The organism is Staphylococcus sp. Y174-1 (genome assembly GCF_049897865.1).
Taxonomy (GTDB): domain Bacteria; phylum Bacillota; class Bacilli; order Staphylococcales; family Staphylococcaceae; genus Staphylococcus; species Staphylococcus saprophyticus.
Genome location: NZ_JAFCXB010000001.1, coordinates 1,097,556 through 1,113,424 on the forward strand (window position 1 = coordinate 1,097,556; position 15,869 = coordinate 1,113,424).

15 protein-coding genes are annotated in these 15,869 nt (G+C 33.1%); 5 read left to right on the top strand and 10 right to left on the bottom strand.

All coding sequences use genetic code 11. The annotated features are described in order from the left end of the window. Positions 1–20: 20 nt before the first annotated feature. The 6 genes from ltaS to ACP7BT_RS05540 form a co-directional block, all read right to left on the bottom strand. Positions 21–1,961 carry a polyglycerol-phosphate lipoteichoic acid synthase LtaS gene (gene ltaS, locus ACP7BT_RS05515; protein WP_037538973.1) on the bottom strand — a complete coding sequence of 647 codons (1,941 nt, stop codon included), beginning with the start codon at positions 1,959–1,961 and terminating at the stop codon, positions 21–23. Positions 1,962–2,628: 667 nt separating this feature from the next. After that, positions 2,629–3,633: a biotin-dependent carboxyltransferase family protein gene (locus tag ACP7BT_RS05520; protein WP_002483945.1), complete on the bottom strand. Its 1,005-nt coding sequence runs from the start codon at positions 3,631–3,633 to the stop codon at positions 2,629–2,631. Next, positions 3,621–4,328, bottom strand: a complete 708-nt coding sequence (gene pxpB / locus ACP7BT_RS05525) for a 5-oxoprolinase subunit PxpB (RefSeq protein ID WP_002483946.1) — start codon at positions 4,326–4,328, stop codon at positions 3,621–3,623. The genes ACP7BT_RS05520 and pxpB overlap by 13 nt, the downstream gene beginning before the upstream one ends. Before the next feature lie 339 nt (positions 4,329–4,667). Next, complete coding sequence (locus tag ACP7BT_RS05530) at positions 4,668–5,276, bottom strand: aminotransferase class IV (RefSeq protein ID WP_041079720.1); 609 nt, start codon at positions 5,274–5,276, stop codon at positions 4,668–4,670. Further along, on the bottom strand, positions 5,276–6,418 hold the full coding sequence (gene pabB / locus ACP7BT_RS05535; RefSeq protein ID WP_069821747.1) for an aminodeoxychorismate synthase component I: 1,143 nt from the start codon (positions 6,416–6,418) through the stop codon (positions 5,276–5,278). Before pabB ends, ACP7BT_RS05530 begins: the two co-directional genes overlap by 1 nt. Then, on the bottom strand, positions 6,402–6,995 hold the full coding sequence (locus tag ACP7BT_RS05540) for an anthranilate synthase component II (RefSeq protein WP_041079722.1): 594 nt from the start codon (positions 6,993–6,995) through the stop codon (positions 6,402–6,404). The genes pabB and ACP7BT_RS05540 overlap by 17 nt, the downstream gene beginning before the upstream one ends. Positions 6,996–7,250: 255 nt before the next feature. Between ACP7BT_RS05540 and queC the strand changes: the two genes are divergently transcribed. The 5 genes from queC to ACP7BT_RS05565 all read left to right on the top strand — a co-directional run bounded on the left by queC (position 7,251) and on the right by ACP7BT_RS05565 (position 10,212). Next, on the top strand, positions 7,251–7,922 hold the full coding sequence (gene queC, locus ACP7BT_RS05545; protein ID WP_002483950.1) for a 7-cyano-7-deazaguanine synthase QueC: 672 nt from the start codon (positions 7,251–7,253) through the stop codon (positions 7,920–7,922). A gap of 1 nt (position 7,923) precedes the next feature. Further along, positions 7,924–8,349, top strand: a complete 426-nt coding sequence (gene queD / locus ACP7BT_RS05550; RefSeq protein WP_037538975.1) for a 6-carboxytetrahydropterin synthase QueD — start codon at positions 7,924–7,926, stop codon at positions 8,347–8,349. After that, positions 8,342–9,058 (top strand): 7-carboxy-7-deazaguanine synthase QueE, encoded by a 717-nt coding sequence (gene queE / locus ACP7BT_RS05555; RefSeq protein WP_002483952.1) that lies wholly within the window; start codon positions 8,342–8,344, stop codon positions 9,056–9,058. Before queD ends, queE begins: the two co-directional genes overlap by 8 nt. Positions 9,059–9,298: 240 nt before the next feature. Beyond that, positions 9,299–9,892, top strand: a complete 594-nt coding sequence (locus ACP7BT_RS05560) for a hypothetical protein (protein WP_002483953.1) — start codon at positions 9,299–9,301, stop codon at positions 9,890–9,892. Between the two features lie 68 nt (positions 9,893–9,960). Further along, complete coding sequence (locus tag ACP7BT_RS05565; protein WP_002483954.1) at positions 9,961–10,212, top strand: GlsB/YeaQ/YmgE family stress response membrane protein; 252 nt, start codon at positions 9,961–9,963, stop codon at positions 10,210–10,212. Between the two features lie 217 nt (positions 10,213–10,429). Here the strand turns inward: ACP7BT_RS05565 and ACP7BT_RS05570 are convergent, their stop codons facing one another. The 4 genes from ACP7BT_RS05570 to nagA all read right to left on the bottom strand — a co-directional run bounded on the left by ACP7BT_RS05570 (position 10,430) and on the right by nagA (position 15,803). Next, positions 10,430–11,491 carry a glycosyltransferase family 2 protein gene (locus ACP7BT_RS05570; RefSeq protein ID WP_041079725.1) on the bottom strand — a complete coding sequence of 354 codons (1,062 nt, stop codon included), beginning with the start codon at positions 11,489–11,491 and terminating at the stop codon, positions 10,430–10,432. A 493-nt stretch (positions 11,492–11,984) separates the two neighbouring features. Beyond that, positions 11,985–12,824 (bottom strand): aldo/keto reductase, encoded by an 840-nt coding sequence (locus tag ACP7BT_RS05575; RefSeq protein ID WP_002483956.1) that lies wholly within the window; start codon positions 12,822–12,824, stop codon positions 11,985–11,987. 170 nt (positions 12,825–12,994) lie between these two features. Further along, positions 12,995–14,344, bottom strand: a complete 1,350-nt coding sequence (locus tag ACP7BT_RS05580) for a hemolysin family protein (RefSeq protein ID WP_011303668.1) — start codon at positions 14,342–14,344, stop codon at positions 12,995–12,997. A gap of 292 nt (positions 14,345–14,636) precedes the next feature. Then, on the bottom strand, positions 14,637–15,803 hold the full coding sequence (gene nagA / locus ACP7BT_RS05585; protein WP_002483958.1) for an N-acetylglucosamine-6-phosphate deacetylase: 1,167 nt from the start codon (positions 15,801–15,803) through the stop codon (positions 14,637–14,639). Positions 15,804–15,869 lie beyond the last annotated feature (66 nt).

Genomic DNA, 15,869 nt, shown 5'->3' on the forward strand with positions numbered 1-15,869 from the left:
TCTCGAGCGCTTTAATAAAATTATTTTTTCTCTTGTCCTTTTGGACCTGTTTTATATTCATACTCTGATGGTTTAATCTTATCGAAATCTGGGTTGTCATAGAATCTCAATAAGTCTCCGTTAAGCACGTCATCACTCATCTGTAAATCTTTTTCAGATTGTTGTTTACGTTTTTCGAAGTCTTTAGGTTTTTCAGTCATAGGTTCATTATTCTTATTATCATAAATTCTGCCATTAACATATTTATAGTCTTTGGTTACAAAGTCACCATTTCTAAATGGTACTGTGTCATTGTGATCTTTAGATAATAAATCTGTACCCATCATGAGATAATTTTTCGTGTCGATACCCATTAAGTGTAAGATTGTAGGCATTACGTCTGCTTGACCTGCATAAGTCTTATCAACGGTACCTTCTTTACCAGGAATCTTCAACCAGAAACCAGTTCGGTTTAAATCGTTGAATTTAGCTGGCGTAATATCTTCGCCTAATAATTTTTCCATCGCTTTGTTATGATTTTCAGAGATACCATAGTGGTCACCGTAAATCATAATAACTGAGTCGTCATATAGACCTTTTTTCTTCAATTCATTTACAAATTCTTCTAATGATTCATCTAAATATCTTGCTGTTTGTATATAACCATCTACCGTTGAGTCACCAGTGTTTGGTTTTTCAATTGATGCGTCTTCAGGAGACACTGTAAATGGATAATGGTTTGTTAACGTAATTAAATGATTGTAGAACGGTTGTTTTTCTTTAGCTAAATAGTCAGCAGATTCTTTAAAGAACTCTTTATCTTTAAGACCTAAGTTTTCAATATTATCTTCAGACATATCATAATATGTCGCATCATAGAATTTATCTATACCAAAGTGTTTGTATACTTGATCACGGTTCCAGAATGTTTTGTAGTCACCATGCATAACACTAGATGTATAACCTTGTTGTTGATCTAATATAGCAGGTAACGATTGGTAAGTATTATCACCTTTTAGAGAATACGCTGACCCTTGAGGTAAGCCGAATAAACTGTTATCCATTGTAAACTCTGAATCCGATGTTTTACCTTGACCAGTTTGATGATAGAAGTTTGGATAGTATCTATAGCCTTCATTACCTGTTGAAAGTTTGTTTAAGAAAGGCGTTACTTCTTCACCGTTCACTTTTTTATTAATTAGGAACGTTTGGAAACTTTCTAAGTGAATTTTAATAATATTTTTCTTCTTAGCTGCACCAAAATATTCTTTATTAGGCTCAGTTTGCTTTTGTTTTGTATAATTCAATACTTTTGTTAAATCATCTTCGTTTGCCAATGCTTTTTGTTGATTATTTTGTATTGTTTTAACACCATCATAAACAGTGAAGTTATATGGTCCTAAGTACTTAACTAAATATTTATGGTCAAATGTACGCGTTAATAATTCTGGACGATCTGATTCAGCAAACGCTAAGTTCAAGAAGAATAATGCGATTGAAGCAGCCATCACGACTGGAACAAATTTCTTACTGAACACGCGCTTATCAAGCCATTTTTGTTTAAAGATTAAAACGAATAAGTAAATGATTGTATCAATAAAGTATACAAAATCATACCATTTGAATGATGCCGTCACTGCACCACCCATAGATTCAACATTCCCAGCTTGATTCAATGTACTAAATGTTAAGAAATCAGAAAAGAATCTGAAGTATACAACATTTGCATATAGTAAGAACGTTAATATAAAGCCACCAATAAAGATGAACCAAAATGCTTTCTTACCTTTGAAAAATAAGAAAATACTTAGTACTAATGCGATTAAACTGTATGGATTCATTAATAAGATTAAGTTTTGAACTAATCCTTTAACACCTAAAGAAAAATCAACATAGTATGAAAAATACGTTTTTAAAGTGACAGTTAATACTGTTAAAATAAAAAACGCAAAAAGAGTCAATTTCTTTTTGTGCAATTTCATGTTTTTATCCCCCGATATAGATTAATAATGGCTAGAATACAATCCAAACCTCGTATAGAATGGCTAAGTTACTTTTTCAATAAACTTGTTAGCGATGTTGATATCTCTAACTCAGTCTGCGTCCTTATTTGCTTTGTTGATGATACTTCTGGCTAATATTTATTAAAATCTTCAAATCAGATTATAATTTATTAATAGTAAAGTCAGTGTATTACTTCATTTTTTAAATTTAATTTTTTAAATATCCATTAAGTTGGCATATTTAAACTATATTGATTTAATTAACGTCGTGTTTTACGAGTCATTTACAAACTTCAATCATTTGTAATGCATTCGTAACAAAACGCACACAGTTCAATTAATAAATATAAAGCAAATCCAGTTGAATATCAAGTAAAAACACACTTTTTTATGTATTTAAGGACTAAATAAATACTTTGTTAACGGCTTATTAAAACGATGTTAACTGGTTATTAATTATTAATATGCCATTTAATTATACACTGCATATTATGTATATTAATCAGGCTTGAGTCGTATGTCATCATAATTTAATCTTCACTCCAGTGATAGATACTGATATAAATAAAAAAACTGCAATCCAACAAGATACACTTGTGGATTACAGCTCACTAAAGTTTAATTGTTCAATTTCAGTTCAACACTGTTATTTGAGCATTTCTAATTGCATACGATACTCAATACCATGAAATAGTTGATTCAACCAATTTGTGTATTTAATTAAATTTTTCTCCGCGCTTTCTACATCGATAAATTGGAACTTCAATTTAGTACCTTGATGCTTTTGTCCTAATTTAGTTAAATGATAGCTTGCAATTGTACCAATTTGGGGGTAACTACCCAATGTATAATGATCGTTCAGTAAAATAATGGGTGTGCCATCTCTTTTAACTTGTATCGTGCCAATTTGTACTGATTGATGCGCAGGCATATCTTCATAGAAAGCTTTTACTGGTTTACCTTCTACATACATGCCGACCCTGTTCGCTTTACTCGTCACTTTATATTCACCAGATGTAAATCGACTTAATGCTTTTTGTTCAAAGTCTTCTGTGCCTTTATTTTTAATAACATGGAACACATCAGACATATAATTAAAGGACAATGCGTAGCCATCAATTCCCCAGTCAGTTTGATGTGTTTCTTCTAAATTCTCAAAAAGTTTATGATGACGCTCGGTATAATCACGTTTCATATTGATTTCGTCACCTTTTTTTAAACTTCGTCCATGGAAACCACCGATATTCGATTTAAAATCTGTTGATGTTGAACCTAACCATTCATCTAACTCGAAACCGCCACCTATTGCCAAATACACCCGAGATGTATGCTTCGTTTCAGTAAATGCTAGGACGTCACCTTTTTCCATTAAATATAATTTGTTTGGCAAGACTTTCATATGTGCTGTCTCAGCTTTAAAGCTGCCACCACTCATAGCAATTAATGTAGGCTCCGTAAAACGAAAGCTTGCCATTCTATTTGTCATTTCCAATGTAGCTTCATGTTTATCATTGGCTACTAATCTATTTGCTATTTCATGGGAAAGCGGATCTAAGGCACCACCTGGAATCACACCGTCATGTTCATAGCCTTTTCGTCCAAAATCTTGAAAACTAGAAAATAACCCTTCGCCTTCTATTATGATTGACATGGTTCAAAGCCTCCTAAATCCAGCGATTCCTCTGTCGTTGCTTGAAATACAACATTATCACCAAGCTTAAGTTTGGTGAAATCTTTTAATTCTGGATTAAATAATTTTACAGGTGTATAACCAATCACTAACCAGTCACCATAAGTATCTGTCGTCGTAATCCCCGTCTTTTTGCCTTCGATAATAACTGATCCTGCAGGTATGAAGGTTTTATTACCTCCAGTATGATTGACGAATAAACGTTTAGACATGCCAGTCAAATAAGGGAACCCTGGTGTATAGCCCATCATAGAAACAAAATATGTTGGTTGCGTATGTAATTTTACAAATTTTTCAAAGTCCAATTTATAATGTGCTAATAAAGCGTCTAAATCCGGACCATATTCTCCTCCATAAATAACTGGTATTTCTATTGAAGGTGCGGGCGCGTCTTCATGTTTAATCTCTAATTGTATAGTTTGCATCAATGCTTTCATATATAAGAATGGAGACTGTATATGGTGGTGCTTGATCATGTCACGTGCATCATAACAAATCATCATATCTGATTCCGTCGGCACAATTTCAGTAATAAATGGATATTGTTTATCTGCTAAATACTTTTTCAAAGCTAATAACTCTTCAGTTAAATCTTTAGAGACCTCTTTTTCTATAGAAACCACAATAGCTTGGTCCCCTTGACTATATATTTTCATAGGCTCACCTCGTAATTTGTTACTATCGATAAAACACATCTAATGCTTGTGCCAGATAATGTACGATTGCTTTCATCAAAAAAAAGACAATAATAAACTGAATGATACATGATGTCGTAATGACCAACTTAGTTAAGTAAATGCTTTGTCGTTGTGTTAATAAATGTACTACCCATTTGGTAATGACAGAAATTATAATAATTACTAGTATCCAAGCTAGTATCATCATTTTGCTTCACTCACATTCTACTGTTATTTTGCCCTTATTTTATTTACTCAATTCATGATTAAACCACTTTATGATTTTATTTACTACACCATGTTTATACTTTTTATATTCTATAGATAAATTTCTACGTCGGCAACCTCTCTCAAACTATTTATCAGAAAAAGGGATACCTTGCCTTGCGCAACTTTTTCCTTTAATTCGTTTAAATAAAAGTTTTTTTCTAGCAATGCGCCATTGTCGATCATCTCTTGTCGCTTACAACCGAGTAAAAAATCTGCTTCATAAACAGGTGTAAAAAGTTGATTATTTTCTTTAATAGCTACATTCCCAATATCAAATTCTAATATTTTACCCTTTTCATCATAAAGTAGTATAAGGTCTGTCTCATGCATGTGCGCTAAGTGGTCTCTTTGCGTTGTTTTGTTGATTACTACTGATCTAGGTATATGATTTTGTAATTGTTGAAATTTTGCTGTAAATGCCTTTTTATCTGATAAATCTGCAACGACATGTTGCATTGTGCCATCTGGATTTAGAATAAGTTTCGTTCTAAAATGTCCTACTGGATGTTTTTCAATGATGGTATTGATCTCATTTTTCCATAAATCACCATCAAACCTGAATCCTAATCGTGCTGCTGACCGTTCCATTCGTGCTTTATGATAAGACAATCTTGGTAATTTACCTGCTTCCATACGCAAAGTTTCAAATAGCTGCATTATAATCTCTCCAGTATTTTTGTTTTATCTTTAAATTCTTGCACTTCATTTTCAGGTATAGAATCAATAGTAATCCCTGAACCCACTCCATAAATTGCTTCATCATTTAAGTATTGTATTGTGCGAATTGGCACATTGAAAATAGATTTACCCTCCGGCAATAATAAGCCGATTGTGCCACAATAAGCATGTCTCGGTGTCTGTTCTAAATCTTTAATATATTGCATCGTATTCAATTTAGGTGCACCGGTAATTGAACCACAAGGGAATAAAGCAGTTAATACATCTATTAAATCTGTCTTGCTACTAAGTTCACTTGTTACCATTGAAGTCATTTGAAAAACGGTGCTATACGTTTCGATATGAAAAGGTTTATAGACCTTTACGGTTCCAGTCTTTGCAATTCGACTCATATCATTACGTAATAAATCTACAATCATCACGTTCTCCGCTCTATCTTTTGCCGATTCTGCCAGTGTCATTTGGTTAAGTTGGTCTTCTGCTTTCGTTTTACCTCGTGCGATGGTCCCTTTCATTGGTTTACTTAATAGTACATCTGCTTTGTTTTTAAAAGGGCCTCGTTGGAAAAATAATTCGGGTGACATAGAGGCAATTTGTATTTCTTCTGTATCTATAAGTGCAGCATAAAAACCATGATTTTGTTGTAATAACGTATAATATAAATCTGCAATGGGTTGTCGTATTTGATCTGTTAAACGTGTTGTGTAGTTTACTTGATATGTATTGCCTTCAATAATCGCCGATTGAATCATTTTAATATGTTCTACCAGTTGAGACGATGGGTGTTTAAATTTAAAATTACATTTCTGTTGCGGTGGTTGTTTGTCATTTTGTTTTTCAGCATCCGTAGCTTGATCAAACGCATAAGCTGCTGCATATATATACGCATCTTCAATTTTCACTGTAGACATTTGAGGATTAAAATACGGTGCCGCTTCATAGGCTATATAAAGCGCAACATAATAACCTGCTTTTTGCTTAGCTTCTGCAAAAGAAATCACTTCCCCAACCGTTTCAATGTTCAGAGCTACTTTTTTATCTGTACACTGTGTGAGTAAATATTGATGCATTTCATAATTTTCTTCATCTAATGTATAACGATAATTAAAGTGTATTTGCATGATACGCCTCCACTATATTTATAAATGTTTGTATTTGTGTTAACCCATGTTCACTTAGGATTGATTCAGGATGATATTGAACGCCATATATAGGTAATACTTTATGTTCTAATCCCATAATAATATTGTCTTCATTGATTGCAGTAATTTCTAATGTATTCGGAAAATTTTGTGCATGAGCTTTTAAAGAATGATAGCGCATAACTTTAAAAGTTTCCGGTAATTGATGAAATAGACCTTTGCCACTATGTCGAATTTGAGTAGTATGCCCATGAATCGGTTTATCACTTTTGATAATATCGCCACCAAAATAAGTCACAATTTGTTGGAAGCCAAGGCAAACACCTAGTATGGGCATTGCTTCAGAGAATGTTTTAATAACCTCATTTAATAATGGATAATCTCTGGGCGCACCTGGCCCCGGAGAAATAATAATTGCTTTAGGTGCTAGCTCATGTATTTTATTTACTGTTAAATACGTAACGTCTATCACTTCGATTAAGCCACGATAACTTTGTTTTACATAGTCTACAATGTTATAAGTAAACGAATCTTTATTATCAATAATTAATATCATGTTGTCGCCTCTTTTTAAAAATGTTTAATAGTCTGTTATACTTATTATCACAAATATTAGCTTGATTTTACAGTTTAAATATATTATTCTGAATCACGTTATAAATGAATATAAAGAGGTTCCTAGCTGATACCCTCTATAAAAAACTAGACACATGTATAACGTCTGTCTTTTTTATAGAGATAGGCGTTTTTTTATGCGCTTATCTATACCCTGTACCAGTTAGTTCGACTATTTTTAAGGAGTGCAAGACAAATGTCAGAACAAACATTAGACAATAACAAAGCCATCGTCGTATTTAGTGGTGGTCAAGATAGTACGACGTGCTTATTTTGGGCAAAAAAACATTTTGAGTCAGTAGAACTTGTCACATTCGCATATGGTCAAAGACATGACACCGAAATTGAAGTCGCAAAGCAAATTGCAGATGAACAAGGTGTGAAGCATCATCTACTTGATATGTCATTACTTTCACAACTTACACCCAATGCATTAACGCAACACGACTTAGACATCGAGGTTGGTGATGATGGTATTCCAAATACCTTTGTACCTGCAAGAAATTTATTATTCCTTTCATTTGCTGGTGCATTAGCTTACCAAACCAATGCCAAACATATTATTACCGGCGTTTGCGAAACTGACTTTTCAGGATATCCAGACTGTAGAGATAGCTTTGTTAAATCAATGAATGTCACATTATCACTTTCTATGGATAAAGACTTCGTCATTCATACACCTTTAATGTGGTTAGATAAAAAAGCCACATGGGCTTTAAGTGATGATTTAGGCGTTTTAGATTATATCCGTTACAATACGTTAACTTGTTATAACGGCGTCATTGGAGATGGCTGTGGAGAATGTCCAGCTTGTCAATTAAGAGCAAATGGTTTAAATGCTTATCTAGCGGAAAAAGGAGTGGACTAATATGTTCCAACAAAATTATCCAAGCGTACAACATCCCTATAGCTTCGAACTAAATAAAGACTTTAATTTTTCTGCTGCACATTACATACCAAGTGATGATGCAGGAAAATGCATGCGTATACATGGTCACACATACTTTGTAAATTTAACAATTGCTGGTGACACTTTAGATCACAATGGTTTCTTAGTGAATTTTAGTGAATTGAAACAATTGGTTCATGGCCAATTTGATCATTATTTACTTAATGATTTACCTCAATTTGAAGGCAAAAGCCCTTCTACCGAAATCGTTGCCCAAACTATTTATGAAATGGTTCAAACTTCGTTGAATCAACGTGACAACCAACCTAAATGTTTACAGGTCTATGTCAGAGAAACACCTACCAGTTACGTTGTTTATCGACCAAAGGAGACAAAACATGAGTAAAATACCCGTTTTAGAAATATTTGGCCCAACTATTCAAGGTGAAGGACGCGTGATAGGTAGAAAGACCATGTTTGTGCGTACAGCAGGGTGTGATTATCGTTGTAGTTGGTGCGATTCAAGTTTCACTTGGGACGGTAGTGCTAAAGAAGATATTAGAATGATGTCAGCTGAAGAAATATATGACCAACTTTATCATATTGCTGGCGATTCATTTAATCATGTCACTATTTCAGGTGGAAATCCTGCTTTAATTAAAGGCATTCAACAATTAGTAGATTTATTTGATGACAAAGGGATTCAAAGTGCTTTAGAAACACAAGGTAGCAAATTCCAACCATGGATGACTCAAATTGATGACTTAACTATTAGCCCCAAACCACCAAGTTCAAAAATGAAACCTAATCTCCCTATTCTAGATGAAGTCATCGAGCAATGTGTGCCGGAATCATTGAACTTGAAAGTTGTAATCTTTGATGACGAAGACTACCAATTCGCTAAGATGATTCATCATCGTTATCCTACTGTGCCTTTCTATTTACAGGTCGGAAATCCCTACTTAGATGGTGAGCATGTAGAAGCTCACACTGAAAAATTATTATCATTATATGAAACATTGGTAGACCGTGTGATGGTGAGTAGTGATATGAATAATGTATATGTATTACCTCAATTACACACACTGCTTTGGAGTAACAAAAAAGGTGTTTAAATTGAGTATTGAATGCGATCCGTTGTATAATGCTCTTTGTCTATATAACGAATCGCTTTTTTTGTGATGCAAATATTATATAGTGGATTATCACTGTAGACATCATTTCATTCATTTATATCAAGTTATTCTTATTCAAACTATATTGGATAATTTTTAATTAAAGACATGAAATTAAATGATTAACTTTAACTTAATTGATATAATGTTTCAATGAAGTATCTAGGTTAGGAGAGCATCATGCTGATTAATATCATTATAAATATCGCTGCGATATGCATCATACTTGGTATTGATTTATATCGTCAGAATTTTAAACAACTAAAGTTTAGCTCTATACTAATAGCAATCTGTCTCAACAGTTTTATTAATATATTTCTAGTTGGAGAATATGATTACATCGTATTTTATACATGTGGTCAACTAATAATTTGGACATTATTACAATTATATCTAGACCGAAAAGTAGCTGCTTTCAAGGTAACAGACCAAAAATTTATCGCAGTTGTACTCACAATCATTTTGAGTACTTCACTCATTCTTACATATAGTACGAGTCATGATTCTTATTACATGTCTATCCCTTATTTAGCGCCAGCTATTTTCCTTATTGGAGCAATTTTACTATTTTATAGTACCTTTCAGCCAAAAGAAAAAGAACAACTTAAACCTATGAATCGGATTAAGCGCCCTATCTTTGTCGGGCAATTATTGATTATACTTTCCTTTACGATAATGACCTTATTAACACCCTATTGGTATGCTTTCATCATAATTCATTTACTATTTATCGGGTTTTTATTATGGCAGAATATATTTTTTTCTAATAAATGATTAAGATATTATATTTTGTGGTATATGATAACAGTTAATTAAGTTTTTATTAAAGGAGGTAAATCATTATGGGCTTTATTCTTATGTTAATTGTCGGTGGTTTAATCGGCTGGATTGCTGGTGGTATCGTCGGTAAAGATATTCCAGGTGGTATTTTAGGTAATATTATTGCTGGTATCGTTGGTTCAGCATTAGGTTCTTGGCTACTTGGAGATTGGGGTTGGCACTTAGGTGGCATCGCTGTGTTCCCAGCACTTATCGGTACAATTATCTTAGTAGCAGTTGTATCATTTATTTTTGGTAAATTACGTAAAAAATAATCGCAATTTTTAAAAGCCAATTTCGAATAATCGAAATTGGCTTTTTTTCTATGTCTTTGTTGACCATTTATCATAATATTATTAGTCCTAATTGCACTTTATATAAATAAAAAAGCGATACAAGCTAGCCACTTATCAAGTGTCCACCTTGTATCGCGTGTGTTGCAAAATCATTATGCACACTAACTTTCAATACGCTTAACAATTAACAGGTAACTCATCTGTTTTTAATTAATTCTTTTTCTGATTTACTTTTTTCAGACATTTCATGTTGTCGATTGTTGCGTTCAATTTCATGGTTAATGTCTTGATTTATATTTTGTTTATTATTATCACACGCATAGTTAAAGTTCGTTGCTTGGACGATGTATTTTGGACGTTGTTTCACTTCATAATAAATACGTCCAATATATTCGCCTACAATACCAATGGATGTCAACTGTATCCCACCGAGTAATAAGATAGCGGCAATCGTAGAGAAATAACCTGGCGTTTCCACACCACGAATCATAATACCGACTGAAATGTATCCTATATAAAGTAAACTAATAAAGAACACGATAAGCCCGAGATATATCATGGCCCGTAATGGTTTATTATTAAAAGAAATTAAGCCATCTATACCGTAATTTAATAATTTACTAAATGACCATTTTGATTCGCCATCTTCACGCTCTACATTTTCATACGTAAACACTTTGGTATTATAACCAATCCACTCATATAATCCTTTTGAAAAACGATTATATTCATCTAATTGTGTGAGTGATATAACAGCACGTTGACTCAGTAATCTAAAGTCTCCAATACCGTCTTCTAGTTTAATATCTTCAACAAAATGATTAATTAATTTATAATAAATTTTAGTCATTACTTTTCTGGATTGTTTTTCACCAATTCTATCACGCTTAGCTATCACTTGATCGTAACCGTCCATATAACCTTCAATCATCTGAGGGATGAGTTCCGGCGGATGTTGTAAATCGGCATCTATCATAATCACACCATCACAGTCTTTACTATGTTGGTAGCCAGCTATCATTGCAGATTCTTTACCAAAGTTTCGGCTAAATGAAATAAATTTTACGTGATGATCTTTTGTAGCCATATCTTGTATATAATTAATTGTTTTGTCTTTACTACCATCATCTACAAATAATATATCGTAGTCATAGTGATGGTACTGACTATCTTTCGATAAAATCTCAGTCAATTTTTCATACGTTTTTAAAATCACTTCACCTTCATTATAACAAGGTACTATAACTCTGATTTGCATACCTAAACACCTTCATTTCAATTACTTCAATTTTACTTTATCAATTCCCACCTACATCATGCTATCTAAATCAATTAAATTTACACAATCTTTATATAGCCTTAATGTTCAATGGTAAAACTTAATGTATATGCTTAGTTTCTGCCTTTGCTTAAATTAACACGTTCATGTCAATTTAATGTTCATAAACTCAGTAAAAACGATTTTTACTCAACCAATCATATTGACTGAAATTTAAAATGATTAAAGATATAAATTGTTACATTAAGTCTATCAACTATTGGAACTATTTGAAAACAATAACCATTGCAACAATAAATAAAGGGAGTGGGACAGAAATCAAATTTTTTAATAGAGATTTCGTAGTCCCACCCCGGCAAGGATGACTAGGATTGAAAAAAGCTTGATATAAGCGTATTTTCAATTCAGTCATCTACTGCCTAAACGAAAAAGAGTCTGAGACAACTATTTATGTCCCAGACTCATCTTTCGTTTATTTTAATGTACCGATGCGTACTTCATCTGGATCTTTACCTTGTCTTTCATCACGATTCATTGCATCAATTTCTGCGATATCTGTGAGCTCAAGATTAAAATCGAAGATATCATAATTTTCTTTAATACGTTCAGGTGTCTTTGATTTTGGAATAATAAGTCGGTTATGTGCAAGATGCCAACGTAACACAATTTGAGCCGGTGTCTTCTCATAGCGTTCTGCTAGTTTTAAAATGACTTCATGTTCAAGTAAACCTCGATTTCTCATCAACGGCATCCACGCTGTAACAGCAATATCTTTACTATCACAGTATGCTTGCAGTTCTTGTTGATTAAAGTAAGGATGTACTTCAATTTGATTCACAGCTGGCACGATATCTGTTTCACTCATTAATTTCTCTAAATGGTGTTGTTTAAAGTTACATACACCAATCGCACGTATTCTACCCGCTTCATATAATGCCTCCATAGCTTTATAACTTTCTATAAATAAGTCATCTGCTTCACATGGCCAATGTATTAAAAATAAATCTAGGTAATCAGTACCTAAATTTTCAATAGATTTAGTAAAAAATTCAATTGTACGGTCATAACCCTGATAATCATTCCATAATTTTGATGTAATAAATAAATCTTCACGCGGAATGTCAGCTTTTTTTAATGCATTGCCTAAGGCTATTTCATTTTTATAAAAATAGGCAGTATCAAATGCACGATAACCAGCATCTAGTGCTGTTGCTACTGAAACATTCATTTCGTCATCAGTAATTTTATAGACACCTAATCCAACTTTCGGCATAGGATAACCGTTGTTTAAATAATATACGTCTTCTAACATAATTCAAACCCCTTTTCATTTATGCTTCTAAATCCTGCACATATTACCAATACTGTTACTAAAATACACTATATCATCTTTTCATATATGTAAAAATCAAAAAACCCCAACAAAGCATTGATGCTTTGTCAGGATTTCGTATAACTATTCCATCTGAAACTGGAATTAGATTAATCGTTTTCTTCTTCTTCTTCAAGTTCTTCTAAAGTTGGTCTTGTTTTATTATGTTCTAATTCTAAAATAACTGTGATAATTTGATGATTATCAATTTCTGAAATAACCCATCTATCGTATTCAGTATCCACATAATCATTTTGCTGTAAATTGGTATTATGTGCTTGTAACCAACCGCCAATGGTATCTATATCTTCTGAATCCTCAAATTCAATGCCAAGTTGATCGTTTAAATCATCTAATAACACACGACCATTAATTTGGTATCTATTTTCCGTTACTTTAACAATATCATTGACTTCATCATCGTCAAACTCATCACGGATTTCACCAACAATTTCTTCTAATATATCTTCCATTGTCAAGATACCAGCAGTACCGCCATATTCATCAATTATCAAACTAATATGAACATGTTCACGCTGCATACGTACCAGTGCATCACTAATACGTGTTGTTTCTGAAATCATAGGTAAATCATGAATGTAGTTACTTACTTTAATTTGTTTACCAGAAGCATATTCTGTTAAAAATTCTTTAACATTAATAAAGCCTTTCACATGGTCTTTATCTCCATCTGCTGTGATTGGATAACGTGTGAATTGATGTTCTTTAATCGTTTCTAACAATTCGTCTACATTAAATGGCTCATTCATTGTAATCATTTGTGTACGGGGAACCATGATATCTTTAGACTGTCTTTCATCGAATGAAAAGATATTTTGCATATAAGCTAATTCTGTTTGATTGATTTCTCCACCGTTATAGCTATTATTAATTATGATTTTTATTTCTTCTTCTGACATTGCATCGTTATTCGCATCTGGGTCAACGCCGAACATACGAATAATCATCCTTGCTGAACCATTCATTAACCAAATTAATGGTTTCATAACGACACCAAAATAATAAAGTGGTCTTGAATATAACAATGCTAATTTTTCAGTATGTTGAATCGCTAATGTCTTCGGTGCCAACTCACCCAATACTACGTGCAAGTATGTCACGATAATAAAGGATACGATAAATGAAATTGTAGTAGTTAAAGCATCTGGTAAATGAATCAGTTCAAATAATGGATGCAATAATTTGTCGAAAGTTGGTTCACCTAACCAACCTAAACCTAATGACGTTACTGTTATACCGAGTTGACATGCCGATAAGTAATAGTCTAGATTTTTTATCATTTTTTTAACTACGCGTGCGCTACCATTACCTTCCGCAGCGAGTTGATCGATTCTTGTACTACGCACTTTTACTAAAGCAAATTCCGATCCTACGAATACCGTTGTTAATGCTATTAAAAGAAAAAATATTACTAAATTCATTATGGTCACTGTTTCCAATTAGTTCCCTATTTCTAGGGATTCACCTCCATATTTCGTGTCACAAAAGGTGACCGAACATAAGTATTTTTTTTATTATGCATGACTATGTTGAATACTAAATCCTCCCCATTGCGACACCTCCCTAAAAATACGCATTTCTTTTATTTTATCATAATGGATACAGTTCTTGTTATTTACATGCTTAAAAATCAATATTCTAACATAACATTTAAACCTAAATGACAACTTAAGTCAACTTTTGTAATTAATCCATTCTTAAAATCAATTTTCAAAAAGATTTATTATTACATTAAAGTACTGATTTAAACTTGTGAATCTTACCAGATTTAATCGTTGCTAGCACGTCGATATCGTCATTGACTATGACAATATCTGCATCTTTCCCAACTTCCAAACTGCCTGTTTGTGTATCAATATTTAAAGCTATCGCTTGGTTTAGACTCGTTACACGCCATAAATGATCTAATGTATCACCTGTAAAGTTGATTAAGTTTTTCAAGCCGGTATTCATTTTCAATATACTTCCCGCTAATGCGCCAGAAGCTAAACGCGCCTCGGACCCTTTAACAATTACATTTTGCCCACCTAAATCATATTCTCCATCAAGCATGCCTTTAGCTCTCATAGCATCTGTGATTAAAAAGAAGCGCGCATTCCCTTTTTGTTTATAGGCAATTTTAACGGCTGCAGGATGTGAGTGAATACCATCAACAATCAATTCCGTACTTAATTGATCATTCAACCAAGCAGCACCAAAGACCCCTGGCTCTCGGTGTTCAAATGATGTTCCAGCATTATAAAGATGTGTAACATGTTTGGCACCATGTGCAACAGCATCATTTACCTCATCAAAAGTAGCGACTGTATGTCCAATTGAAAATTGAATCTCTTTATGTAATGCCTCTAGTGTTTCATGCGCACCTTCAACTTCTGGTGCAAAGGTAATTACTTTTATTTGATTATTAGCTGTGGTTTGAAATTGTTCAACTTTTGCGACAGTAGGTCTTTGAACATAAGCTGGATTTTGTGCGCCTACTTTATGTTCAGATATAAACGGTCCTTCTAAATGTACACCGACAATAGTTGCTGCATTGTATTGATCTTGCGCTTTTTGGTAATTCACTATATTTTCTAATGCTTTCGTGATGTTTTCATCAGATTGCGTCATTGTCGTCGCTAGATAACTCGTAGTTCCTTCTGACAATAGTGATTCAGATAAATGTTTCAACCCATCATAAGAAGCATCCATAGCATCTTCCCCATATCCACCATGCATATGAATATCTATAAATCCAGGTATAATATGTTGTCCTTGCGCATCAATTGTTGTTAAATCTCCGTGATAGTCTCCCGATTTAATTTCAGTTATTTTCTCATTGTTAATAACGAGGTAGCCTCGCTCTATTGTCTCTGTCTCAGTATAAATCCGTCCATTTTCAATAACATATTCGCTCATTTTTTCAACCTTCTTTAAGTTTATTTACTCTATGCATCTTTATTGCAGTCTTTATTCACATTTTAC

Excerpts from the sequence above, each read along its gene's own strand:
- ACP7BT_RS05530 (WP_041079720.1), bottom strand. The coding sequence starts at position 5,276 with ATGCAGCTATTTGAAACTTTGCGTATGGAAGCAGGTAAATTACCAAGA.
- pxpB (WP_002483946.1), bottom strand. The coding sequence starts at position 4,328 with ATGAAAATATATAGTCAAGGGGACCAAGCTATTGTGGTTTCTATAGAA.
- ltaS (WP_037538973.1), bottom strand. The coding sequence starts at position 1,961 with ATGAAATTGCACAAAAAGAAATTGACTCTTTTTGCGTTTTTTATTTTA.
- ACP7BT_RS05520 (WP_002483945.1), bottom strand. The coding sequence starts at position 3,633 with ATGTCAATCATAATAGAAGGCGAAGGGTTATTTTCTAGTTTTCAAGAT.
- queD (WP_037538975.1), top strand. The coding sequence starts at position 7,924 with ATGTTCCAACAAAATTATCCAAGCGTACAACATCCCTATAGCTTCGAA.
- ACP7BT_RS05540 (WP_041079722.1), bottom strand. The coding sequence starts at position 6,995 with ATGATATTAATTATTGATAATAAAGATTCGTTTACTTATAACATTGTA.
- ACP7BT_RS05570 (WP_041079725.1), bottom strand. The coding sequence starts at position 11,491 with ATGCAAATCAGAGTTATAGTACCTTGTTATAATGAAGGTGAAGTGATT.
- ACP7BT_RS05575 (WP_002483956.1), bottom strand. The coding sequence starts at position 12,824 with ATGTTAGAAGACGTATATTATTTAAACAACGGTTATCCTATGCCGAAA.
- queC (WP_002483950.1), top strand. The coding sequence starts at position 7,251 with ATGTCAGAACAAACATTAGACAATAACAAAGCCATCGTCGTATTTAGT.
- pabB (WP_069821747.1), bottom strand. The coding sequence starts at position 6,418 with ATGCAAATACACTTTAATTATCGTTATACATTAGATGAAGAAAATTAT.
- nagA (WP_002483958.1), bottom strand. The coding sequence starts at position 15,803 with ATGAGCGAATATGTTATTGAAAATGGACGGATTTATACTGAGACAGAG.
- ACP7BT_RS05565 (WP_002483954.1), top strand. The coding sequence starts at position 9,961 with ATGGGCTTTATTCTTATGTTAATTGTCGGTGGTTTAATCGGCTGGATT.
- ACP7BT_RS05560 (WP_002483953.1), top strand. The coding sequence starts at position 9,299 with ATGCTGATTAATATCATTATAAATATCGCTGCGATATGCATCATACTT.
- queE (WP_002483952.1), top strand. The coding sequence starts at position 8,342 with ATGAGTAAAATACCCGTTTTAGAAATATTTGGCCCAACTATTCAAGGT.